Origin of the sequence: Cellulomonas sp. URHD0024, assembly GCF_000426185.1 — a bacterium.
Taxonomy (GTDB): Bacteria; Actinomycetota; Actinomycetes; order Actinomycetales; family Cellulomonadaceae; genus Cellulomonas.
Genome location: NZ_KE384505.1, coordinates 724513 through 746022 on the forward strand (window position 1 = coordinate 724513; position 21510 = coordinate 746022).

Annotated in this window: 22 protein-coding genes; 19 read left to right on the plus strand and 3 right to left on the minus strand. The window is 70.8% G+C overall.

The annotated features are described in order from the left end of the window. Positions 1 to 41: 41 nt before the first annotated feature. From atpA to I847_RS0119560, 10 genes are all read left to right on the plus strand, one after another. Positions 42 to 1670 carry a F0F1 ATP synthase subunit alpha gene (gene atpA / locus I847_RS0119515; protein WP_028051044.1) on the plus strand — a complete coding sequence of 543 codons (1629 nt, stop codon included), beginning with the start codon at positions 42 to 44 and terminating at the stop codon, positions 1668 to 1670. A 2-nt stretch (positions 1671 to 1672) separates the two neighbouring features. After that, a complete protein-coding gene (locus I847_RS0119520; protein ID WP_028051045.1) occupies positions 1673 to 2566 on the plus strand; it encodes a F0F1 ATP synthase subunit gamma in 894 nt (297 codons plus the stop codon). A 28-nt stretch (positions 2567 to 2594) separates the two neighbouring features. Beyond that, the gene (atpD, locus tag I847_RS0119525; RefSeq protein ID WP_028051046.1) at positions 2595 to 4082 is read left to right on the plus strand and encodes a F0F1 ATP synthase subunit beta; all 1488 of its coding nucleotides are present in this window, start codon (positions 2595 to 2597) and stop codon (positions 4080 to 4082) included. A gap of 66 nt (positions 4083 to 4148) precedes the next feature. Further along, a complete protein-coding gene (locus I847_RS0119530; RefSeq protein WP_028051047.1) occupies positions 4149 to 4442 on the plus strand; it encodes a F0F1 ATP synthase subunit epsilon in 294 nt (97 codons plus the stop codon). Positions 4443 to 4455: 13 nt separating this feature from the next. Then, positions 4456 to 4872, plus strand: coding sequence for a DUF2550 family protein (locus I847_RS0119535; protein ID WP_028051048.1), 417 nt, complete (start codon positions 4456 to 4458; stop codon positions 4870 to 4872). 62 nt (positions 4873 to 4934) lie between these two features. Continuing rightward, positions 4935 to 5630 carry an endonuclease NucS gene (gene nucS, locus I847_RS0119540; RefSeq protein WP_028051049.1) on the plus strand — a complete coding sequence of 232 codons (696 nt, stop codon included), beginning with the start codon at positions 4935 to 4937 and terminating at the stop codon, positions 5628 to 5630. A 63-nt stretch (positions 5631 to 5693) separates the two neighbouring features. Next, a complete protein-coding gene (locus I847_RS0119545) occupies positions 5694 to 6341 on the plus strand; it encodes a TetR/AcrR family transcriptional regulator (RefSeq protein ID WP_028051050.1) in 648 nt (215 codons plus the stop codon). Then, positions 6338 to 7654 carry a YndJ family transporter gene (locus I847_RS27235; RefSeq protein ID WP_081681156.1) on the plus strand — a complete coding sequence of 439 codons (1317 nt, stop codon included), beginning with the start codon at positions 6338 to 6340 and terminating at the stop codon, positions 7652 to 7654. Before I847_RS0119545 ends, I847_RS27235 begins: the two co-directional genes overlap by 4 nt. Further along, positions 7651 to 8058, plus strand: a complete 408-nt coding sequence (locus tag I847_RS25980) for a hypothetical protein (protein ID WP_051275082.1) — start codon at positions 7651 to 7653, stop codon at positions 8056 to 8058. The genes I847_RS27235 and I847_RS25980 overlap by 4 nt, the downstream gene beginning before the upstream one ends. 14 nt (positions 8059 to 8072) lie before the next feature. After that, positions 8073 to 9245: an N-acetylglucosamine-6-phosphate deacetylase gene (locus I847_RS0119560; RefSeq protein WP_034611263.1), complete on the plus strand. Its 1173-nt coding sequence runs from the start codon at positions 8073 to 8075 to the stop codon at positions 9243 to 9245. On the opposite strand, the gene I847_RS0119565 is transcribed toward I847_RS0119560, so the two are convergent. Beyond that, positions 9240 to 10238: a LacI family DNA-binding transcriptional regulator gene (locus tag I847_RS0119565; protein ID WP_028051051.1), complete on the minus strand. Its 999-nt coding sequence runs from the start codon at positions 10236 to 10238 to the stop codon at positions 9240 to 9242. The two genes, I847_RS0119560 and I847_RS0119565, sit on opposite strands and share 6 nt — an antisense overlap. Positions 10239 to 10474: 236 nt before the next feature. Between I847_RS0119565 and I847_RS0119570 the strand changes: the two genes are divergently transcribed. From I847_RS0119570 to I847_RS0119605, 7 genes are all read left to right on the plus strand, one after another. Then, entirely contained in the window at positions 10475 to 11785 is a 1311-nt protein-coding gene (locus I847_RS0119570) for an ABC transporter substrate-binding protein (RefSeq protein ID WP_034610944.1), read from the plus strand. Positions 11786 to 11852: 67 nt separating this feature from the next. Further along, positions 11853 to 12833: a carbohydrate ABC transporter permease gene (locus tag I847_RS0119575; protein ID WP_028051053.1), complete on the plus strand. Its 981-nt coding sequence runs from the start codon at positions 11853 to 11855 to the stop codon at positions 12831 to 12833. Beyond that, the gene (locus tag I847_RS0119580; RefSeq protein ID WP_034610946.1) at positions 12833 to 13687 is read left to right on the plus strand and encodes a carbohydrate ABC transporter permease; all 855 of its coding nucleotides are present in this window, start codon (positions 12833 to 12835) and stop codon (positions 13685 to 13687) included. Before I847_RS0119575 ends, I847_RS0119580 begins: the two co-directional genes overlap by 1 nt. A gap of 12 nt (positions 13688 to 13699) precedes the next feature. Next, positions 13700 to 15976, plus strand: coding sequence for an alpha-xylosidase (gene yicI / locus I847_RS0119585; RefSeq protein ID WP_028051055.1), 2277 nt, complete (start codon positions 13700 to 13702; stop codon positions 15974 to 15976). 163 nt (positions 15977 to 16139) lie between these two features. Next, a complete protein-coding gene (locus I847_RS0119595) occupies positions 16140 to 17579 on the plus strand; it encodes a GH1 family beta-glucosidase (protein ID WP_028051056.1) in 1440 nt (479 codons plus the stop codon). 141 nt (positions 17580 to 17720) lie between these two features. Beyond that, on the plus strand, positions 17721 to 18020 hold the full coding sequence (locus I847_RS0119600) for a hypothetical protein (protein WP_028051057.1): 300 nt from the start codon (positions 17721 to 17723) through the stop codon (positions 18018 to 18020). Positions 18021 to 18042: 22 nt separating this feature from the next. Further along, the gene (locus I847_RS0119605; RefSeq protein ID WP_028051058.1) at positions 18043 to 18873 is read left to right on the plus strand and encodes an HAD-IIB family hydrolase; all 831 of its coding nucleotides are present in this window, start codon (positions 18043 to 18045) and stop codon (positions 18871 to 18873) included. Between the two features lie 26 nt (positions 18874 to 18899). Here the strand turns inward: I847_RS0119605 and I847_RS0119610 are convergent, their stop codons facing one another. Continuing rightward, entirely contained in the window at positions 18900 to 19538 is a 639-nt protein-coding gene (locus I847_RS0119610) for a bifunctional 2-polyprenyl-6-hydroxyphenol methylase/3-demethylubiquinol 3-O-methyltransferase UbiG (protein WP_051275083.1), read from the minus strand. 70 nt (positions 19539 to 19608) lie between these two features. Here I847_RS0119610 and I847_RS0119615 point away from each other — a divergent pair, with 70 nt between their 5' ends. Then, entirely contained in the window at positions 19609 to 20352 is a 744-nt protein-coding gene (locus I847_RS0119615) for an alpha/beta hydrolase (RefSeq protein WP_028051060.1), read from the plus strand. Further along, positions 20349 to 21071, plus strand: coding sequence for an alpha/beta fold hydrolase (locus I847_RS0119620; protein WP_028051061.1), 723 nt, complete (start codon positions 20349 to 20351; stop codon positions 21069 to 21071). The genes I847_RS0119615 and I847_RS0119620 overlap by 4 nt, the downstream gene beginning before the upstream one ends. On the opposite strand, the gene I847_RS0119625 is transcribed toward I847_RS0119620, so the two are convergent. Further along, entirely contained in the window at positions 21057 to 21500 is a 444-nt protein-coding gene (locus tag I847_RS0119625) for a hypothetical protein (RefSeq protein ID WP_028051062.1), read from the minus strand. The two genes, I847_RS0119620 and I847_RS0119625, sit on opposite strands and share 15 nt — an antisense overlap. Between the last annotated feature and the right edge of the window lie 10 nt (positions 21501 to 21510).

Sequence of the window (21510 nt, forward strand, 5' to 3'; positions counted from 1 at the left end):
CGTACGACCGCGTACCGCGCGGTCACGACAGGAGAAGAGCAATGGCTGAGCTGACGATCCGGCCGGACGAGATCCGGGCCGCGCTGGACAGCTTCGTGAAGTCCTACGAGCCGAGCGGCGTGGTGACCGAAGAGGTCGGCCGCGTGACGCTGACGGCCGACGGCATCGCGCAGGTCGAGGGCCTGCCCGGCGCGATGGCGAACGAGCTGCTGCGCTTCGAGGACGGCACGCTGGGCCTCGCGCTGAACCTCGACGTCCGCGAGATCGGTGTCGTCGTCCTGGGCGAGTTCACGGGCATCGAGGAGGGCCAGGAGGTCCGCCGCACGGGCGAGGTCCTCTCGGTCCCCGTCGGCGACGGCTACCTCGGTCGCGTCGTGGACCCGCTGGGCCAGCCGATCGACGGCCTGGGCGAGCTGGAGACGGAGGGCCGCCGCGCGCTCGAGCTGCAGGCCCCCGGCGTCATGCACCGCAAGAGCGTCCACGAGCCGCTGCAGACCGGCCTCAAGGCCATCGACGCGATGATCCCGATCGGTCGCGGCCAGCGTCAGCTGATCATCGGCGACCGCCAGACCGGCAAGACGGCGATCGCGATCGACACGATCATCAACCAGAAGGCCAACTGGGAGACCGGGGACGCGACGAAGCAGGTCCGCTGCATCTACGTCGCCATCGGCCAGAAGGGCTCCACCATCGCCGCCGTCCGCGGCGCCCTGGAGGAGGCCGGCGCCCTGGAGTACACGACGATCGTCGCCGCCCCGGCGTCCGACCCGGCCGGCTTCAAGTACCTCGCCCCGTACACCGGCTCGGCCATCGGCCAGCACTGGATGTACCAGGGCAAGCACGTCCTCATCGTGTTCGACGACCTGTCCAAGCAGGCCGAGGCGTACCGCGCCGTGTCGCTGCTGCTGCGGCGCCCGCCGGGCCGTGAGGCGTACCCGGGCGACGTCTTCTACCTGCACTCCCGCCTGCTGGAGCGTTGCGCCAAGCTCTCCGACGAGCTGGGCGCGGGCTCGATGACGGGTCTGCCGGTCATCGAGACCAAGGCCAACGACGTCTCGGCGTACATCCCGACCAACGTCATCTCCATCACCGACGGCCAGATCTTCCTGCAGTCGGACCTGTTCAACGCCGACCAGCGCCCCGCCGTCGACGTCGGCATCTCGGTGTCCCGCGTCGGTGGTGCCGCACAGGTCAAGGCGATGAAGTCGGTCTCCGGCACGCTGAAGCTCGACCTGGCGCAGTTCCGCTCGCTCGAGGCGTTCGCCATGTTCGCCTCGGACCTCGACGCGGCGTCGCGTGCGCAGCTGACCCGCGGTGCGCGTCTGATGGAGCTGCTCAAGCAGGCCCAGTACTCGCCGTACCCGGTCGAGGACCAGGTCGCGTCGATCTGGGCCGGTACCAAGGGCAAGCTGGACGACGTCCCGCTGGGCGACGTCCGTCGGTTCGAGACCGAGCTGCTCGACCACCTCCGCCGCAACACCGAGGTCCTCTCCACGATCGCGTCGACGGGCAAGCTCGACGACGACACCGAGAAGGCCCTGGGCGACGCGATCGACGAGTTCCGCAACGGGTTCCTCGTGGGTGACGGAACGACGCTCGTCGGCTCGGCCGACGACGGCGCCGAGGTCGAGGTCGAGCAGGAGCAGATCGTCCGGCAGAAGAAGGGCTGACCGTGGCTGGTCAGCAGCGCGTCTACCGGCAGCGGATCCGGTCGACACAGTCGCTCAAGAAGATCTTCCGCGCGATGGAGCTCATCGCTGCCTCGCGCATCGGGAAGGCTCGCGCCCGCGTCACGGCGGCGACGCCGTACTCGCGTGCGCTCACCCGGGCGGTCTCGGCGGTGGCGACGCACTCCAACGTGACGCACCCGCTGCTCACGGCGCGCACGGACACCGACCGGGTGGCCGTGCTCGTGGTGACCTCGGACCGCGGCATGGCCGGCGCCTACTCGGCGAGCGCGATCCGTGAGGCGGAGCGCCTCATCGGTCGCCTCACCGAGGCGGGCAAGGAGCCGGTCGTGTACGCGACCGGCCGTCGCGCCGTCTCGTACTACGCGTTCCGCGGGCGCGAGCTCGCGGGGCAGTGGACGGGGAACTCGGACGCACCGTCGGTCGACACCGCGGACGAGATCGCCGGCGCCCTGCTGACCGCGTTCGACGCGCCGGCCGACCAGGGGGGCGTCTCGGAGCTGCACGTCGTGTTCACGCACTTCAAGAACATGGTCACGCAGACGCCGCGCGTCATCCGGCTGCTCCCGCTCGAGATCGTCGAGGGCGTCGAGCCGGTCGGCGACGACGAGATCGCGCCGCTGTACGAGTTCGAGCCGTCGCCCGAGGACGTGCTGGACGCCTTGCTGCCGCGGTACGTCCGCAGCCGCATCTACACCTGCCTGCTGCAGGCCGCTGCGTCCGAGCTGGCCGCCCGCCAGCGCGCGATGCACACCGCCACGGAGAACGCGGAGGACCTGGTGCGCATGTACACCCGGCTCGCCAACCAGGCCCGCCAGGCCGAGATCACGCAAGAGATCAGCGAGATCGTGTCGGGCGCCGACGCGCTCGCCTCCTGACATTCAAGAGACGAACCGGAGAGACATCATGACTGCCACCACCACCGAAGCTGCCGTCGAGCACGCCGGCGGTCCCGGCGTGGGCCGGGTCGCCCGGGTCATCGGCCCCGTCGTCGACATCGAGTTCCCGTCGGACCAGATCCCTGACATCTACAACGCGCTCAAGGTCACCATCGACCTGTCCGCGCAGGGCGAGGGCGAGGCCGAGGGCGGCGTCGAGATGACGCTCGAGGTCGCGCAGCACCTCGGCGACTCGCTCGTGCGTGCCATCGCGCTGAAGCCGACCGACGGTCTGGTCCGCGGCGCGCTCGTGCGCGACACCGGCGAGGCGATCAGCGTCCCCGTGGGCGACATCACCAAGGGTCACGTCTTCAACGTCATCGGCGAGGTGCTCAACCTCCAGGAGGGCGAGAAGCTCGAGATCACGGAGCGCTGGCCGATCCACCGCAAGCCGCCTGCCTTCGACCAGCTCGAGTCCAAGACGCAGATGTTCGAGACCGGCATCAAGGTCATCGACCTGCTGACGCCGTACGTGCTCGGCGGGAAGATCGGCCTGTTCGGCGGCGCCGGCGTCGGCAAGACGGTCCTCATCCAGGAGATGATCCAGCGCGTCGCGCTGAACCACGGTGGTGTGTCGGTGTTCGCCGGTGTCGGCGAGCGCACCCGTGAGGGCAACGACCTCATCGTCGAGATGGAGGAGGCCGGCGTCTTCGACAAGACGGCGCTCGTCTTCGGCCAGATGGACGAGCCGCCGGGCACGCGTCTGCGCGTCGCCCTGTCCGCGCTGACGATGGCGGAGTACTTCCGCGACGTCCAGAAGCAGGACGTGCTGCTGTTCATCGACAACATCTTCCGGTTCACGCAGGCCGGTTCCGAGGTCTCGACCCTGCTCGGCCGCATGCCGTCCGCCGTCGGGTACCAGCCGAACCTCGCCGACGAGATGGGCCTCCTCCAGGAGCGCATCACCTCGACGCGTGGCCACTCGATCACCTCGCTGCAGGCGATCTACGTGCCCGCCGACGACTACACCGACCCGGCCCCGGCCACGACGTTCGCGCACCTGGACGCCACGACGGAGCTCTCGCGTGAGATCGCCTCGCGCGGCCTGTACCCGGCCGTCGACCCGCTGACCTCCACCAGCCGGATCCTCGACCCGCGGTACGTCGGTCAGGCGCACTACGACGCCGCGACCCGCGTGAAGTCGATCCTGCAGCGCAACAAGGAGCTCCAGGACATCATCGCGATCCTCGGTGTCGACGAGCTCTCGGAGGAGGACAAGACGGTCGTGGCTCGTGCCCGCCGCATCCAGCAGTTCCTCTCGCAGAACACGTACATGGCCGAGAAGTTCACCGGTGTCGTCGGTTCGACGGTCCCGCTGAGCGAGACGGTCGAGGCCTTCGGCAAGATCGCCGACGGCGAGTTCGACCACATCGCCGAGCAGGCGTTCTTCAACATCGGTGGCCTCGAGGACCTCGAGCGCAACTGGGCCCGTATCCAGAAGGACTACGGCGTCTGAGTTTTTCGCTGAGGGGCGCCGTCGAGACGACGGCGCCCCTCCAGAATCTTCGAGGAAGGAGTGCTCGTGGCAGACATCGAGGTCGAGATCGTCGGCGCCGAGGGCAAGCTCTGGTCCGGTAACGCCTGGCAGGTCTCGGCGAAGGCCGGCGAGGGCGAGATCGGCATCCTGGCCGGTCACGAGCCCGTGCTGTCCGTGCTCAAGCCGGGCGAGGTCCGGGTGTTCGCGGAGCGCGGCGCCCAGCCCGACCGCTGGCAGGTCGAGGGCGGGTTCCTCTCGTTCGACTCCAACCACCTGACGATCGTCGTCGACGACGCCGTGCCGGGCGCGCGCCCGACGACGACGCCCGCCACGCACTGAGGTCCAGGCCACGGTGCGCGGGGTGGTGGTCGCGGCGCTGCTCGGGGCTCTTCTGCTCGCCGTGGTCACCTCCTTGCTCTGGCTCTCTCGTGTTCACACGCTCGACCGTCGGGTGGGCTCGTTCCACTGCTGGGTCGCGTCGAGTGCTGCGGGGCCGTGGCGCGCGGGCGTCGCGCAGTACGGATCTGCCCGGCTGTACTTCTGGAGCCGCTGGTCGCTGGCGCCCCGGCCACGCGTCCGATGGGACCGCTCGAACCTCAGCGTTCTCGAGCGCCGGTGGCAGGACCCGGACGGGACGTCCGCCAACCGGCTCGTCGTCGCGACCTGTCGGTCCGGCCACGACTTCTACCTCCTGCTGAGCGCCGAGGCCTACACCGGCCTGACGTCCTGGATCGAGGCGACGCCCTCGCGCGTCAACTCGGTCACCTAGATCTCGCGGTGCCCAGACGGTCGTCGACCTCGGGGCACCCGAACCTCCCGAAAGCAGATCCCGTGCGTCTTGTCGTCGCCTCCTGCTCGGCGCGCTACAGCGGTCGGCTGAACGCCCATCTGCCGCTTGCCACGCGGCTCCTGGTCGTGAAGGCCGACGGCAGCGTGCTGCTGCACTCCGACGGTGGGTCGTACAAGCCGCTGAACTGGATGAGCCCGCCGTGCACGCTCGCGGTGCTGGAACCGTCCGACGAGGCCGTCCTCCGCGGTGTCACCCAGGTCTGGACCGTGCAGCACCAGAAGTCGGACGACCGCCTCGAGATCGAGCTCCACGAGGTCCAGAGCGACTCGTCGCACGACCTGGGCGTCGACCCGGGGTTGGTCAAGGACGGCGTCGAGGCTCACCTGCAGGAGCTGCTCGCGGCCCAGATCCTCCTGCTGGGCACGGGCCACACGCTGGTGCGGCGCGAGTACCCGACCGCGATCGGACCGGTCGACATCCTTGCCAAGGACCCGGCCGGCGGAACGGTCGCGGTCGAGATCAAGCGGCGCGGCGACATCGACGGCGTGGAGCAGCTGACCCGCTACCTCGAGCTCCTCAACCGCGACCCGCACCTCGCGCCCGTCCGGGGCGTGTTCGCCGCACAGGAGATCAAGCCGCAGGCCCGGGTGCTCGCCATGGATCGTGGCATCGGCTGCCTGGTCCTCGACTACGACGCCATGCGCGGCGTCGACGACAGCGGCTCGCGCCTCTTCTAGCCCGCACCACGTCACACGCCTGGCCTCTTGAACATGTTCAGTTGAACATGTTCAAATCCTCGTATGAACGACGACACGAGGTCCCTGGTGCGGTCGACGGCCCTGCGGCTGTTCCGCGAGCGCGGCTACGCGGCGACCACGATGCGCGCGATCGCGCACGAGGCGGGTGTCTCGACCGGCAACGCGTACTACCACTTCGCGTCGAAGGACCACCTGGTCCAGGAGCTCTACCTCGACGTGAACCGCGAGCACGTCCGCCGCGCGCAGGCCGTCCTCGCGTCGGGCGGCGACCTCAGCAGCAGGCTGGCCGGGGTACTGCGTGCGGGTCTGGACTCGTTCGCCGAGTACCACGCGTTCGGGAGCGAGTTCATCGCGGTCGCCATCCGACCGGGGTCGGCCGCCAGCCCGTTCTCGGCGGACTCGTCGCCCGCCCGGGCGCTCAGCCAGGACCTGTTCCGGGAGCTGGTCGACGGCGCGCAGCCGGCGGTCCCGAGCGTCCTGCGCGACGAGCTGCCGGAGCTGCTCTGGTTGGTGCAGCTCGGCGTCACGCTCTTCTGGGTCTACGACGGCTCGGACGGACAGCGCCGAACTCGGGTCCTCGTCGCCGGGTTGGCGCCGCTGCTGGGTCGGCTGGTCCGGCTCACGCGCCTGCCGGTGCTGCGGGGTGCGGCCGACGACGTCCTCGCGCTCGTCCGGGCGGTGAAGTCATGACCCACCTCGACCCGTTCGCCGCCGATGTGGTCCGCGTGGTGGTCGGCGTCGGGACGGTCGTCGTCCTGCCGCTGGGGATCCGGCTGCTCGGCGACCGCGTGGTGCCGCAGTCGCGGCTGTGGGCGGTCGCCGGGCTGTTCGCCGCGGTGGCGGTCTGGCTGCCCGTCGGTCCGGTGGCTGCTCTCGTCGTGGCGCCGTTCGCGCTCGCCTGCCTCGTCCTCGCCGCGTGCGCGTTGCGGGCTCCGGACCTCGCCACGACGATCGCGCTCGTGACGCCCGCGATCGGCGCCGCGGCGCTCGTCGCGGAACGGGCCGGCTGGGGGTTGCTCGGCTTCGGCGGCGACTACCTCGCCCTCACGGTCCCGCACATGCTCTTCGCAGGGTTCGGCGCGTGCCTGATCACCGGGCTGGTCACCCAGGCCGTTCCCGGCCCGGCCGCCCGGCTCGCGTCGTCCGCCGTCCCGCTGGGGGTGCTCCTCGTCCTGGTGGGCTACTTCGTCTCCGACGCCGCCGAGCTGGCCGGCGCCACGGTGCTCACGGTCGGACTGTGGGCCGCGGCGGCCGCGACGATCCGGGTCGAGCGCGCCCGGGGCCTGCTGCGCACGGGAGTCGTGACGGTCGTCGTCTCGATGCTCCTCGCGCTGTGGTGGGCGCTGGGTGAGGCCACAGACGTCGTGCACCCGACGCTGTCGTGGATGGCCGTGACGCACGGTGTGGCCAACGCGTTCGGCTTCGTGCTCTGCACGCTCGTCGGGCTGCGCCTCGTGCCGAGGCCGGCGCCCACGGGCCTGACCTACACCGAGGTCGGCGCGACGAAGGACGGACCGCTCCCGGCGGGCTACCGCACCTTGCACGTGCGGCACCTGCTCGGACGATCGAGCTCGTCGCTGGACGCTCGACGCGTCGGCGAGGCACTGCTGGGGTGGGACGTCCACGCGGCGGCGCACGTGCGGCTCGAGGTCGACGCGCCGCTCGCCTCGCCGGGTGTTCACGCGACGACGCGGCTGGGTCTCGGGCCGGTCCGGCTGAGCGAGCCGTGCGCGGTCGTCTGGGTGGAGCGCACGCCTGAGCGGACGGGTTTCGGGTACGGGACGCTTCCCGGGCACCTGTTCCGGGGCGAGGAGGCGTTCACCGTCGAGCACGACGACGCCGGCGACCTCTGGTTCGCCGTGACGGCGTTCTCGGTGCCGGTCGTCTGGTGGGCGCGGGCGATCGGACCGCTGACCGTCGTCGGCCAGCACGTCTACCTGCGGCTCCTCGCACACGGCGCCCGCACGGTGCTCCGGGCGGGCGTTCCGGCAGGTGTCGCGTGAAGGCCCGCGCCGTCGTCGCGCTGAACGGGTGGTGCCTGCTCATCCTCACCGTGATCAACCTGCCGCTCGTGGCCTGGCTCGCAGGGTTCTACCTGCTCTTGGTCGTCATCTGTGCGCTGGCGGTCTACGTGGTGGGGCTGCCTGCGGGCCTCGTGCTCGCGCGACTCCTGAGGAACATCGCCGACGAGCGCGTGCACGTGGCCGTCTTCGCGCTGACGGGAGCCTGCCTGTCGGTCGGGCTCTGCGTCGCGCTCGGGGTCGAGTTCTGGTCCTCGAGGGCCTGGCTCATCCTGCCGGTCGCAGCCGCCGAGGGAGTCCTCGGTGCAGGTGGCGCCCGGTGGTGGTCCGGGAGGCCGGCACGGAGAGTGACGCCGGCGGAACTGCCCGCGGTGATCCAGGCGTGAGCAAGGATGGTCCCGTGCCCCTCATCCTGCGCGGACGCCTGGTCACCCCCCGAGGTATCGTCGACGACGGAGCCGTGGTCGTCGACGGCGCGACGATCGTCTGGGTCGGGCCGTCGGACGGCTTGCCGCCGGCCTGGACCCTCCCGCCACCCACCGCCGACACCCTGCTGCCCGGCCTGGTCGACCTGCACTGCCACGGCGGCGGGGGCGCGAGCTTCCCGGATGCCACGGACACCGCTACGCCCCGGACGGCGGTGGACGAGCATCGGCGGCACGGGACGACAAGTCTCGTCGCGTCGCTCGTCACGGCGCCGCGGGACGTGCTGCTGGCGCGCACCGCGATGCTCGCCGACCTCGCCGACGCGGGGGAGATCGTCGGCATCCACCTCGAAGGACCGTTCCTGTCCGCGGACCGCTGCGGCGCTCAGAACCCCGCCGACATGCTCCCCGGAGACGCGTCCCTCGCGGCGGGGATCGCCGGTGCGGCGCGCGGCCACCTCGTCACGATGACGATCGCCCCGGAGGTGCCGGGGGTGGTCGACGAGGTTCTGCCGGCACTCGTCGACGCCGGAGCGATCCCGTCGATCGGCCATACGGACGCGTCCGCCGAGCAGGTCGAGGCCGCGGTCGACCGGGGATTCGACCTGCTGGCCGCACAGGGCAACCGTCGCCTGACCGCGACCCACCTGTTCAACGGCATGCGTCCGCTGCACCACCGCGACCCCGGCCCGGTCGCCGCGTGCCTGGCGGCCGCCGCTCGCGGCGAGCTCGTGGTGGAGCTCGTCGCGGACGGTACGCACCTGGCCGACGCGACGGTCCTGTCCGTCTTCGACCTGCTCGGCGCGGGGTCGATCGCGCTCGTCACGGACGCGATGGCGGCGACCGGCATGCCGGACGGCACCTACCAGCTCGGCCCGATGGAGGTGGTCGTCGACGGCGGGGTGGCGCGGCTGGCGCGCGGCGGCGCGATCGCCGGGGGAGTGGCGCACCTGATCGATGTGGTCCGCAACGTCGTCGCGGCGGGCGTGCCGCTCGAGGACGCGGTGTTCTCCGCGGCGACGGTGCCGGCGGACGTCCTGGGCCGCCGGGACATCGGTGCCCTGGCCGCGGGCCGACGGGCGGACGTGGTGATCACCGACGCCGATCTGCGCCCGCTCCGGGTGCTGCTCGGCGGCGAGTGGCTATAGGGACGCCGTCGTCGCCCGGACCGTGAGCTCGGGCGCGAGCAGGCGGGTCTCGGGCGTCTGGCCGTCGTCGAGCCGCGACATCACCATCTCGACCGCGACCGCGCCGATCCGGGCCGCGGGGATGTCGACCGCGGTCAGCGGCTGCGGCTGACCGGTGGCCACGTCCTGCGGGCAGACCGCCACGACAGACATGTCGCGCGGCACGTCGATGCCGCGCTCCCGGAGGCCGGCGAGAACGGCGGGCAGGGCGACCTCGTTGTGCACGACGAGCCCCGTCACGCCGGGCAGCCGGTCGAGCACCCGGTTGAGCGCGTCGACCGCGCCGGCGTGGGACGACTCGCACGGCTCGAACACGGCGTCGACGCCGAGCCGCTCGGTCTCGGCCCGGAACCCGCTGACCATCCGCAACGCATAGGTGGTGTGACGGTCGAGCACGAGCCGCGGCGAGCCGATGAGGGCGAGCTGCCGGTGTCCGAGGCCGACGAGGTGGTCGACGGCGGTTCGCGCGACGGCCTCGAAGTCGAGGTCCACGCAGGAGAGGCCGGAGGCGTCCCGGGGCAGTCCGATGAGTACCGAGGGCTGGCGCTGTCGGCGCAGGATCGGCAGCCGGGGGTCCTCGGCTTCGACGTCCATCATCACCAGGGCGTCGACCATGGAGCCGGCCGCCACGCGCTCCACGCCGGCGTGGTCGTCCTGGGTGAGCAGCAGCACGTCGTGCTCGAAGTCCCGGGCGCGGGTGACCACGCCGGTGACGAACTGCATGATCACGCCGACGTTGACGTCGACGCGCAGGGGTGCCATGAGGGCCAGCACGTTCGTCCGCTGGGAGGCGAGTGCGCGGGCGCCGGCGTGCGGTCGGTACCCGAGCTCGCGGACCGCGTGCTCGATCCGCTCGCGGGTCGACGCGGAGATCGGGCGCTTGCCCGACAGCGCGTAGGACACGGTCGAGACGGAGACTCCGGCGGCGCGCGCGACGTCGTCGATCGTGGTCACGGCTGTCGGCTCCTTCGGCTCGAGGGCCGGGTGAACCGGCGCCGGGAGAAACCCTAGCGGGCGTCGTCCCAGGTGGAGTAGGGGAAGCGAAGCGCTTCGACCATCCACCGCTCATGATGCACCCAAACTGCTCAGATCTCCCGTCTAGACATGACGAAAATCACGCGCTACGTTATCGAAGCGCTTCGACGACCGGAGGAAAACCGGTCGCCATCCACTCGACGAGGAGAACCCGGATGAGGATCAGTACACGGCGATGGGCGGCCGTCGGGACTGCCGCCCTTGTGGCCACCACCGCACTGACTGCCTGTGGAGGCGGAGGGAGTGGCGGCGGTGACTCGGACGACAAGACCCTGACGGTCTGGCACTACGAGTCGGACGAGTCGGCCATGGGTCCGGCCTGGGACAAGGCCATCGACATCTTCAAGACCGAGCACCCCGGGGTCGAGGTCAAGCTCGAGCACCAGACGTTCGAGCAGATCCAGAAGAACGCCAAGATCGTGCTCACCGGCGACGACGTGCCGGACGTCATGGAGTACAACAAGGGCAACGCCACCGCGGGCCAGCTCGCCTCGCAGGGACTGCTGACCCCGCTCACCGACGTCGCGAAGGAGAAGGGCTGGGACAAGACGCTCACCGGCTCGCTCGCCACGACCGCGAAGTACGACGAGAACGGCCTCATGGGCTCGGGCGACTGGTACGGAGTGCCCAACTACGGCGAGTTCGTCGGGGTCTACCTCAACAAGGACCTGTTCGCGAAGTACGGCATCGAGGTGCCGACGACGTTCGACGACTTCGAGGCCGCCCTGGCGACGTTCAAGCAGAACGGCGTCACCCCGCTCGCGGAGGCCGGCGCCGAGTACCCGCTCGGGCAGCTCTGGTACGAGCTCGTGCTGCACTACGGCGACCGTTCGCTCGTCGACGACTACCAGCTGTTCAAGAACGACGTCGACTGGCACGGCGACGCGATGACCAAGGCCACGGAGAAGCTCGACGAGTGGGTCAAGAAGGGCTACATCGCCTCCGACGCAGCCGGCCTGAAGGCCGAGGACATGGGCGTGTCGTGGATGGACGGGACCTTCCCGATCATGGTCTCCGGCTCCTGGTGGTTCGGCCGGGTGGCGCAGACCGTCCAGTTCGACTGGGCCCAGACGAACTTCCCCGGGAACAAGCTCCACCCGGGCTCGTCGGGAAACATCTGGGTCGTGCCCGCGAACGCCAACTCCAAGACGCTCGCCGAGGACTTCATCGACATCACGCTGCGCCCCGAGGTGCAGAACGCGCTCGGCGAGAAGGGTGGCCTGCCCGTCGCGGGTGACCCGAGCACGATCTCCGACCCGAAGACCGCCGAGATGACGCAGAACTTCGCGGACATCCTGGCCGACGACGGCCTGGCGTACTACCCGGACTGGCCCGTGGCCGGCTTCTACGACGTGATCGTCAGCCAGCTGCAGTCGCTGGTCAACCAGTCCAAGTCCCCGGCTGAGGTCCTCGACGGCCTCAAGGCCGCCTACGAGTCAGGCAAGTCGGACCTGCTCGGCTCCTGACCCGCCGCGCCCGGGCGGGGTTGAGGGGCCCCGCCCGGGCCCATCGGACCATCGAAGGACGGATCCCATGAGCACCGAAGCTCTTCATGGCCGCGCGACGACCGCGACCCGGCCGGCGGCCGAGCCGCCGGCGCCGGCTCGACGCAGGAAGCGCCCGACGTGGGTGGCCTACCTGCCGTACCTCGCACCGGGTGCGATCGCGTTCGTCGTGGTCATCGGCATCCCGTTCGCCACGAACGTCATGTACAGCTTCCAGAAGTGGAAGGGCGGCATGGCGCCGCACCACTGGGTCGGTCTGGAGAACTACCAGGCGCTCCTGCACGACGAGCAGTTCTGGACGTCGTTCCGGAACTCCATCTCGATGATCGTGGCCATGGTGGTCGTACCGACGCTGATCGGCCTGCTGCTCGCGTCGGTGCTCTTCGACTACCTGGGCAAGAAGTTCGGGTCGCGGTCCGCATCGGTCCTGCGGGCGAGCTACTACCTGCCGCAGATCCTGCCCGTCGCGGTCGCCGGTGTGCTGTGGAACTGGATCCTCAACGCGCAGACCGGCGCCGTCAACGAGGTGCTGCGCTCCCTCGGTGTCGAGAACCCGCCGAACTGGCTGGGCTCGCCGACGACAGCGATGCCGACCGTGATGCTCGTCCTCGTCTGGGTCCAGATCGGCTACCCGGTCGTGATCTTCATGTCCGCGCTCCAGCGCGTGGACCCGGAGCTGTACGAGGCCGCCGAGCTCGACGGTGCCGGCTGGTGGCGTCGCTTCCGGGCGATCACCATCCCGCAGATCAAGCCGGAGACGTTCGTCGTCGTGCTGACGTGCACCGTCGCGGCGCTCAAGGTGTTCGGCCCGATCTACGTGCTCACCCGCGGCGGCCCCGAGGGCTCGACGCTCGTGCCCAGCTACTACTCGTACCTGAACTTCTTCGACAAGTCGAAGGTCGGCTATGGCGCGGCCGTCGCCAACGTGCTCACCCTCGTGATAGTGATCGCCGCGGGACTCATCCTCGTGGCGCAGGCGCGCAGCGAGCGCAAGGAAGGGATCTCCTGATGGCGACCGAAGTCCTCCCGGGTGCCCGGCACCGGCGCGGCGTGGCGCGGTGGTTCGTGCTCGTCGGCGCGATCCTCGTCGCCGTCGCGATCCTGATGCCCTTCTTCATCATGCTGCTCAACGCGTTCAAGTCGCCGCTCGACTACTCCCTGAACGGGCCGCTGAGCCTCCCGCACGAGATCTACACCAAGGGCCTGACCACCTTCTGGAACCGGGTGGACTTCCCGCAGAAGCTGCTCAACTCCATCTGGATCTCGGGTGCGGTCGCCGTCCTCGGCACGCTCCTGTCCCTGCTGAACGCGTACGCGATCGGCGTCGGGCGGGTCAAGGGAAGGCTGCTCGTCGTCTCGCTCTTCCTGCTCGCGACGATGCTTCCGCAGGAGGCCCTGATCTACCCGCTGTTCACCATGGCGCAGCAGGTCGGCCTCTCGAACTCCCCGTGGTCGGTGATCATCATCTTCACGGTGATCCAGTCGGCGTTCGGCACGTACCTGCTCGCCTCGGTGCTCGGCACGTTCCCCAAGGCGCTCCTCGAGGCGGCTGCGCTCGACGGTGCGAGCCGGTGGGACGTGCTCTGGAAGGTCGTCTTCCCGGTCGTCCGTCCGACGCTGTCCGTCCTGATGATCTTCTTCTTCATCTGGACCTGGAACGAGTTCTTCATCCCGCTGGTGATGCTCACGACGAACGACACCCAGACCATCCCCGTCGCACTCGCCTCGCTGCAGGGTGACCGGCTGATGGATGCGCCGACGACGAACGCCGGCGCCCTGGTCTCGCTCCTGCCCGCGGTTCTCTTCTTCCTGATCTTCCAGCGAACCCTGACGCGCGGCGTGACCGCCGGCGCGGTCAAGTAAAGGCGTCCACCGATGAAGTTCACCAACGGCTACTGGCAGCTCCTCCCCGGCGTCCAGGTGCTGCGTCCGCGCAGCATCGCCGACGTGGTGGTCGGCGAGGACACCCTGACCGTGTACAGCGCCACGGTTCCGCTCACATCTCGTGGGGACACCCTCAACCGGCCCTTGGTGACGGTGACGTTCACGTCCCCGATGGACGACGTCATCGGCGTCCGGATCGAGCACCACACCGGCGGGGTGGACCCGCGGCCGCAGTTCGGGCTCTCTCGGTCGGAAGCCGACGTGAAGGTGGTCGCGGACGCCTCGGTCGCCTCGTTCACGTCGGGCGGGCTCACGGCGCGGGTCGCGGCCGAGGGTGCGTGGCACGTGGACTTCGAGGCAGGCGGGCGCGTGCTGACCTCGTCGACCGCCCGGAGCGTCGGCGTGGTGACGGACGGGGAGGGTCAGCGATTCGTGCACGAGCAGCTGAGCCTCGGGGTCGACGAGCACGTCTACGGCCTGGGGGAGCGGTTCGGCGCGTTCGTCAAGAACGGGCAGTCCGTGGACATCTGGAACGCCGACGGCGGCACCGCGACCGAGCAGGCGTACAAGAACGTGCCGTTCTACCTGTCGGACGCGGGCTACGGCGTCTTCGTCGACCATCCCGGGCACGTCTCGTTCGAGGTCGGTTCGGAGGCGGTCTCCCGCACCCAGTTCTCGGTCTCGGGGCAGACCCTGCAGTACTACGTCGTGCACGGCCCGTCGCCCAAGGAGGTGCTGCGCCGCTACACGGCGCTCACCGGCCGCCCCGCGCGGATCCCGGCCTGGTCGTACGGGCTCTGGCTCTCCACGTCGTTCACCACCCAGTACGACGAGGCGACGGTGATGTCGTTCGTCGACGGGATGGCCGAGCGCGGGCTGCCCCTGAGCGTCTTCCACTTCGACTGCTTCTGGATGCGGGCGTTCCACTGGACGGACTTCACCTGGGACCCCGCAACCTTCCCGGACCCGGTCGGTCTGCTGGACCGGCTGCACGACAAGGGTCTGAAGGTCTGCGTCTGGATCAACCCGTACATCGCGCAGCGTTCGCGCCTGTTCGACGAGGGCCGCGCCGGCGGCTTCCTGGTGACGCGGGCCGACGGCTCGGTGTGGCAGACCGACGACTGGCAGGCCGGCATGGCGCTGGTCGACTTCACCAACCCGGCTGCGGTCGCGTGGTACCAGGGTCATCTGCGCCACCTGCTCGTGCAGGGTGTCGACGCGTTCAAGACCGACTTCGGTGAGCGGATCCCCACGGATGTCGTGTGGCACGACGGGTCGGACCCGGAGCGGATGCACAACTACTACACGCACCTCTACAACCGGGCGGTGTTCGAGGTCCTGGAGGCCGAGCGGGGGGTGGGGGAGGCTGTGCTGTTCGCGCGGTCCGCGACAGCGGGCGGCCAGCAGTTCCCCGTGCACTGGGGCGGCGACTGCGAGTCGACGTTCGTCTCGATGGCGGAGTCGCTGCGAGGCGGACTGTCCCTGGCGTCCTCGGGCTTCGGGTTCTGGAGCCACGACATCGGCGGCTTCGAAGGCACGCCCGACGCCGCGGTGTTCAAGCGGTGGCTGGCCTTCGGGATGCTCTCGTCGCACAGCCGCCTGCACGGGTCCGACTCGTACCGGGTGCCGTGGGCGTTCGACGACGAGGCCGTCGACGTGGCCCGGCTCTTCACCAGGCTCAAGCTCTCGCTCATGCCCTATCTCGGCCGGCTGGGCGAGGACGCCCACGACCAGGGCCTGCCGGTCATGCGGCCGATGGTCCTGGAGTTCCCGGACGACCCCGGCGCAGCGACCGTCGCGACGCAGTACATGCTCGGCGAGAGCCTGCTGGTCGCTCCGGTGTTCACGGCAGACGGGCAGGTCAACGTGTACGTCCCGGAGGGCACCTGGACCTCGCTGCTGACCGGGGAGCAGGTCACCGGGCCGCGGTGGTTCGCCGAGAAGCACGACTTCCTGTCGCTCCCGGTCTACGTGCGCCCGGACACCGTGCTCCCGGTCGGCGCGCGCGAGGACCGGCCGGACTACGCGTGGGCCGACGGGGTCACGCTCCGGCTCTACGAGCTCGCCGACGGCCACCGCTCCGTGACCACGATCCCCTCTCCGTCCGGCGGCGAGCCGGCGACCTTCGTCGTGACCCGTTCCGGGGACACGGTGCGGGTCGCCGCGCGGGACGCCCGAGGCCCGTGGCGCGTCCAGGTGCCGGCCGGAGGACCGGGGGTGCTGACCGTCGACGCCACCGGGGAGGCGGAGGTCGAGCTCGCCCTCTGAGACGGGTGCTGCGCTCTGCGCAGGGCTCGTTGCGGGAGCGCTCCCACCTGCCGTATCGTCACGTTTCGACGTTCGACGAGACCGACGGATGCGCTGACGACGACGCCGCGCTCCACGGCCACTCCTGAGACTGCCCGCCCGCCCGACAGAAGGACCTGCAGACATGACGACCTCGCGCCCCTCCGGACGCCGCTTCCCCGACGACTTCCTCTGGGGGTCCGCCACCGCGTCGTACCAGATCGAGGGTGCGGCTGACGAGGGCGGCCGGGCGGCGTCGATCTGGGACACGTTCTCCCGCACTCCCGGCAAGGTCGAGAACGGGGACACCGGCGACGTCGCGGTCGACCACTTCCACCGCGTCCCGCAGGACGTCGCGATGATGGCCGACCTCGGCCTGCAGGCGTACCGCTTCTCCATCTCCTGGTCCCGGGTGCAGCCCACGGGGTCCGGCGAGTACAACCAGGCCGGCATCGACTTCTACGTCGACCTCGTCGACCGGCTGATCGCCGCCGGGATCAAGCCCGTCGCCACCCTGTACCACTGGGACCTGCCGCAGGCGCTCGAGGACGAGGGCGGCTGGGCCAACCGCCGGACCGCCGTGCTCTTCGGCGAGTACGCCCGCACGATGGCCGAGGTCCTCGGCGATCGCATCCACCTGTGGACGACGCTGAACGAGCCGTGGTGCTCGGCCTACCTGGGCTACGCCTCGGGCGTGCACGCGCCCGGCCGCACCGACGACGTCGCCGCGCTGGCGGCGGTGCACCACCTGAACCTGGCCCACGGCCTGGCCGGTCGGGCGATCAAGGACGTGCTCGGCCAGGACACGCCCGTGTCGGTCACGCTCAACCTCCACGTCACGCGCGCCGCGACGGACGCCCCGGAGGACCTCGAGGCCAAGCGGCTCGTCGACACGATCGCCAACGAGGTGTTCCTGCGCCCGATGCTCGACGGTGAGTACCCCAAGGAGGTGTTCGCCGACACCGAGCACCTGACCGACTGGTCCTTCGTGCAGGACGAGGATCTCGACATCATCCAGGTGCCGCTCGCGCTCCTGGGCATCAACTACTACTCGACGGGCCGCGTCCGGTGGGGCACCCCGGAGGTCGGCGACGGCGGCCCCGGACCGGACGGTCACCGTTCCTCGGAGTCCAGCCCGTGGGTCGGCGCGGCGAACGTCGAGTTCCTGCCCCAGCCCGGCCCGCACACCGCGATGGGCTGGAACATCGAGCCGCAGGGGCTCGTCGACCTGCTCGTCGAGATGCACGAGCGGTACCCCGACCTCCCGCTGGCCATCACCGAGAACGGTGCCGCGTTCGAGGACGAGGTCTCGGTCGACGGCCAGGTGCACGACAGCGACCGGGTCGACTACCTGCACGACCACATCGACGCGGTCGGCGAGGCCATCGAGCTCGGTGCCGACGTCCGTGGCTACTTCGTCTGGTCGCTCATGGACAACTTCGAGTGGTCCTACGGCTACTCCAAGCGCTTCGGTGTGGTCCGCGTGGACTACGACACGCTCGAGCGCACGGTCAAGGACTCGGGCCACTGGTACAGCGAGCTCATCGCCACCAACGCCGTCCCCACCCCCCAAGCCCGCCTCTAGCACGACCCGCGACGTCCCCACCCCCGAGATCGGGAGCTCTCCGGGTGGGGACGTCCGGCTGTCCGCAGCGTCCGGACGGATGTAGCCCCTCGGGGCACGTCTGTTCGGACGCTGCTGTGGTTGTCGGGGAGGATGGTTCGGGTGGGACGACGATCGACCAAGCGGCCGTACGGCACCGAGCACGTCGAGCTCGACCTCGACCGCGCGACGGCCGGGCGGACCAGCGAGAGCGGTGCCGACGGGGAGTGGACCGTCCAGCGCGTCCGCGGATCCGACCGCGAGTACCGCTGCCCGGGGTGCGAGCAGGTTCTGGCTGCGGGCACGGCGCACGTCGTCGCGTGGCGGACGGACGGTCTGTTCGGCGAGGCGGTCGACGACCGCCGGCACTGGCACACTTCCTGCTGGCAGGCCCGCGGCCGCCGCCGGCCGCCGCGCCGATGACCCGCCCTGGAGGAGCTCGCCGATGATCCCGCCCCGCCTGATCGCGACCGACCTGGACGGCACCCTGCTTCGCGACGACGGCACGGTGTCCGAGCGGACGGCCACGGCGCTGCGGGACGCGGCCGCCGCCGGGATCGAGGTCGTGTTCGTTACCGCTCGGCCGCCCCGCTGGCTCGAGCCCTTGTCCGAGCACGTCGCGGGGCACGGCGTCGTGATCTGCGCGAACGGTGCGGCGGTCGTCGACGTCGCCACGCGCGAGGTGCTGGCCGAGCACGGGATGACAGCGGAGCTCGTCGCGACGATCGTCGGCCGAGTCCGCGCTGCGTGGTCCGACGCCGCGTTCGCGACGGAGAGTGCCGCCGGATTCGCCCACGAGCGGGGTTTCTCCTCGATCCACGAGGTCCCTGTGGGGAGCCCGGTCGCCGACCGCATCGAGGATGTGCTCCCCGAATCGTCGTTCAAGCTGCTCGTGCGCAGCCCGAGCCGGCCCTTGGGCACGTTCTTCGAGGACCTGGCTGCGGTGGTCGGTGACCTGGCGATCGTCGCCGACTCGGGAGCGTCCGGCCTCGGCGAGATCTCAGGCCAGGGCGTGACCAAGTCGGCCACCCTGGCGCGCTGGGCGGCCGACCGCGGGATCAGCGCGTCCGAGGTCTGGGCCATGGGTGACGCACCGAACGACCTGTCGATGCTGACCTGGGCGGGCGCGTCGTTCGCGGTCGCCAACGCCCACCCGAGCGTTCTCGCCGCGGCGACGCACCGCTGCGGCTCCAACGTCGCCGACGGCCCGGCGGACGTCCTGGACCTGGCGATCGCGCGACGTGGCGCAGGGGCACCGTCGGCGCCGACCCGCTGAGACCCGTCGGGGTCGACGCGCGCCGGTCACTGGGCCCGGCGCACGGCCACCAGCACGGCGTCGCGGATCTCGACGGTCTGCCCCTCGTCGTCCAGGATCGTCCGCGACGGCGACGACGCGGTCACGTCCCACAGCGCCGGGTCGAGCGTCACTCCGACGTCCTCCGCCGTGAACAGCAGGTCGGCGCGGTCAGGTCGCTGCAGGTGCGGCACCTCGTGGTCGGACGGGTGATGGCCGACGACCAGAAGCATGCCTCCCGGCCGGACGGCGGCGGCGAGCCGGCGGTGCAGGTCGCGCAGCTCGTCGGACGGCAGGTGCATGAACTGGGCGGACACCAGGTCGTAGCGGTCGACGCCGGGCTCCCAGGACAGGACGTCGGTGAGCTGCCAGCTGATCGGCAGGTCACCGGCCAGCGCGGCGGCGCGCTCGAGCGCGACCCGGGAGATGTCGACGGCGGTCACGGTCCAGCCGCGGGAGGCGAGCCAGATGGCGTCGGCCCCCTCGCCGGCCCCGACGTCCAGGGCGTCGCCGGCCGTGAGCGGAGACACCACGCTCACCAGCTGCGGGTTCGGGTTCCCGCTCCAGACGCGGTCGGCGGAGCCGTACCGCTCGTCCCAGAACTCGGGGGTGAACAAGATGGCGTGGTCGTGCTCGTCGTGACCCATGGCAGCATCCTGGCGTGCGCCGCCCCCGGCGACCGCACCGAGTTGCCGAACCGGCAATAGGCTCGTCTCGATGAGTACGCACCCGATCCGCTCCCTGACGGTCCTGCCCGCCCACCGCGAGGACGTCCAGCTGCACACCGCGGACGGGCTGACGCTCGTCGGCGAGCTGGCCGTCCCGACGCACACTCCGCCCGCGGCGACCCTCGTCACGCTGCACCCGCTGCCCACGCACGGCGGGTACATGGACTCGCACGTCTACCGCAAGGCGGCGTGGCGCCTTCCCGCGATGGCGGACCTGGCCGTCCTGCGGTTCAACACCCGGGGGACGACGAGCCCCCGTGGAACCAGCGACGGCGCCTTCGACGGCGGCCGGGCCGAGCAGTTCGACGTTGCCGCGGCGATCGAGTTCGTCGAGTTCCACGACCTGCCGCGCCCGTGGCTGGTGGGCTGGTCGTTCGGCAGCGAGCTGGTGCTCATGCACGGGCGCGACCCCGCGATCGAGGGCGCGATCCTGCTGTCACCGCCGCTGCACCGCGCGACGGACGACGACCTCGACGCGTGGGCGGCGTTCGGCAAGCCGCTCGTCGTGCTGGTGCCGGAGCTCGACGACTACCTGCGTCCCGACGAGGCCCGCGCACGGTTCGCGCGCGTCCCGCAGGCCGAGGTGATCGGTGTCGACGGCGCCAAGCACCTGTGGGTGGGGGAGTCGGCCGTTCGGCGGGTCCTCGACGAGATCGTCGGGCACGTCCTGCCCGACCACCCGCTGCCGCTGCCGACGGAATGGGTCGGAGCGACCGTGGAGGCGACCGCATGACACCGCTGCTCCTGTTGCACGGGTTCCCGCTCGACCACCGCATGTGGGATGGGGTCGCGCCGCTGGTCACCGGCTTCTCGAGCGTCTTCGCGCCGGATCTCCCGGGTGACTCGGTCGACCAGGAGCCGTCGCTCGACGTCGTCGCCGACGCGGTCGCCCAACGACTCCGCGCCGCGGGCATCGACAAGGTCGCCGTCGCCGGGCTGTCGATGGGTGGCTACGTGGCGCTCGCACTGCTCGAGCGCCACCCGGACCTCGTCGTGGCCCTCGCACTCGTCGACACGAAGTCCACGGCCGACGAGCCCGAGGCGCTGGCCAACCGCCTGCGCGTCGCCGCAGAGGCCGAGGCTTCGGGCACCGTGGACGTCGTCCGGCCCATGAGCGCGGTGCTGCTCGGCGAGACGACACGGACCGTGCACCCCGAGATCACGGCGACGGTCGACGGCTGGATCGGCGAGCAGGACCCTGCCACGGTGGCGTGGTCGCAGCGCGCGATGGCGGCCCGTGCGGACCGGACCGAGACGCTGCGGGCGTTCGCGGGGCCGGTCGTGGTCGTGGTCGGCGACGAGGACACGGTGACGCCCGTAGCGGCGGCGGAGCACATGGTGGCAGCCGCGCCGCACGCCCGGCTGGTCGTCGTCCCCCACGCCGGCCACCTGACCGCGATCGAGGACCCGGTGGCCGTGGCGGCAGCCCTCAGCGAGCTACCGGTCGAGTAGGCGCGCCAGGGCCACCGACAGGTCGATCGACTCGCCGTCCTTGCCGCCGGCGCCGAGCACGAGCGTCGGTTCGGACGGGACCGGCGTCACCCCCGTGAACCGAGCCGCCAGGCTGCTCGGAACCGTCAGGATGTAGAACTTCCCGTCCGTGTCGACCGCGATCGTCTCGTCCTTGCGCAGGTACCAGCCTGTCAGCGGTGTCCTGTAGCGGGTCCGGCGGTCGTAGCTGCGCGCTCGGAGCGCGACCGGCTGCGGACCGCGCTCCCGCACGTCGTGCAGGAACTCGGTGATCAGGTCGCGCGCAGCAGCCGACTCCATGCGCTGCCGGCTCGCGAGCCTGTCCTCGTGCGCTGCCGAGGTCGCACGCTGCTGCTCGCGCCACGCGGCCGCCGCATCGTCGGGGGGCCCGGACGTGCCCTGCTCAGACACGCTCGCTCCC

What these genes read in the sequence shown, in the direction of transcription:
- atpA (WP_028051044.1), top strand. Translation starts at nt 42, where the DNA reads ATGGCTGAGCTGACGATCCGGCCGGACGAGATCCGGGCCGCGCTGGAC.
- atpD (WP_028051046.1), top strand. Translation starts at nt 2,595, where the DNA reads ATGACTGCCACCACCACCGAAGCTGCCGTCGAGCACGCCGGCGGTCCC.
- I847_RS0119545 (WP_028051050.1), top strand. Translation starts at nt 5,694, where the DNA reads ATGAACGACGACACGAGGTCCCTGGTGCGGTCGACGGCCCTGCGGCTG.
- I847_RS27235 (WP_081681156.1), top strand. Translation starts at nt 6,338, where the DNA reads ATGACCCACCTCGACCCGTTCGCCGCCGATGTGGTCCGCGTGGTGGTC.
- I847_RS0119570 (WP_034610944.1), top strand. Translation starts at nt 10,475, where the DNA reads ATGAGGATCAGTACACGGCGATGGGCGGCCGTCGGGACTGCCGCCCTT.
- I847_RS0119575 (WP_028051053.1), top strand. Translation starts at nt 11,853, where the DNA reads ATGAGCACCGAAGCTCTTCATGGCCGCGCGACGACCGCGACCCGGCCG.
- I847_RS0119580 (WP_034610946.1), top strand. Translation starts at nt 12,833, where the DNA reads ATGGCGACCGAAGTCCTCCCGGGTGCCCGGCACCGGCGCGGCGTGGCG.
- yicI (WP_028051055.1), top strand. Translation starts at nt 13,700, where the DNA reads ATGAAGTTCACCAACGGCTACTGGCAGCTCCTCCCCGGCGTCCAGGTG.
- I847_RS0119595 (WP_028051056.1), top strand. Translation starts at nt 16,140, where the DNA reads ATGACGACCTCGCGCCCCTCCGGACGCCGCTTCCCCGACGACTTCCTC.
- I847_RS0119605 (WP_028051058.1), top strand. Translation starts at nt 18,043, where the DNA reads ATGATCCCGCCCCGCCTGATCGCGACCGACCTGGACGGCACCCTGCTT.
- I847_RS0119610 (WP_051275083.1), bottom strand. Translation starts at nt 19,538, where the DNA reads ATGGGTCACGACGAGCACGACCACGCCATCTTGTTCACCCCCGAGTTC.
- I847_RS0119615 (WP_028051060.1), top strand. Translation starts at nt 19,609, where the DNA reads ATGAGTACGCACCCGATCCGCTCCCTGACGGTCCTGCCCGCCCACCGC.
- I847_RS0119620 (WP_028051061.1), top strand. Translation starts at nt 20,349, where the DNA reads ATGACACCGCTGCTCCTGTTGCACGGGTTCCCGCTCGACCACCGCATG.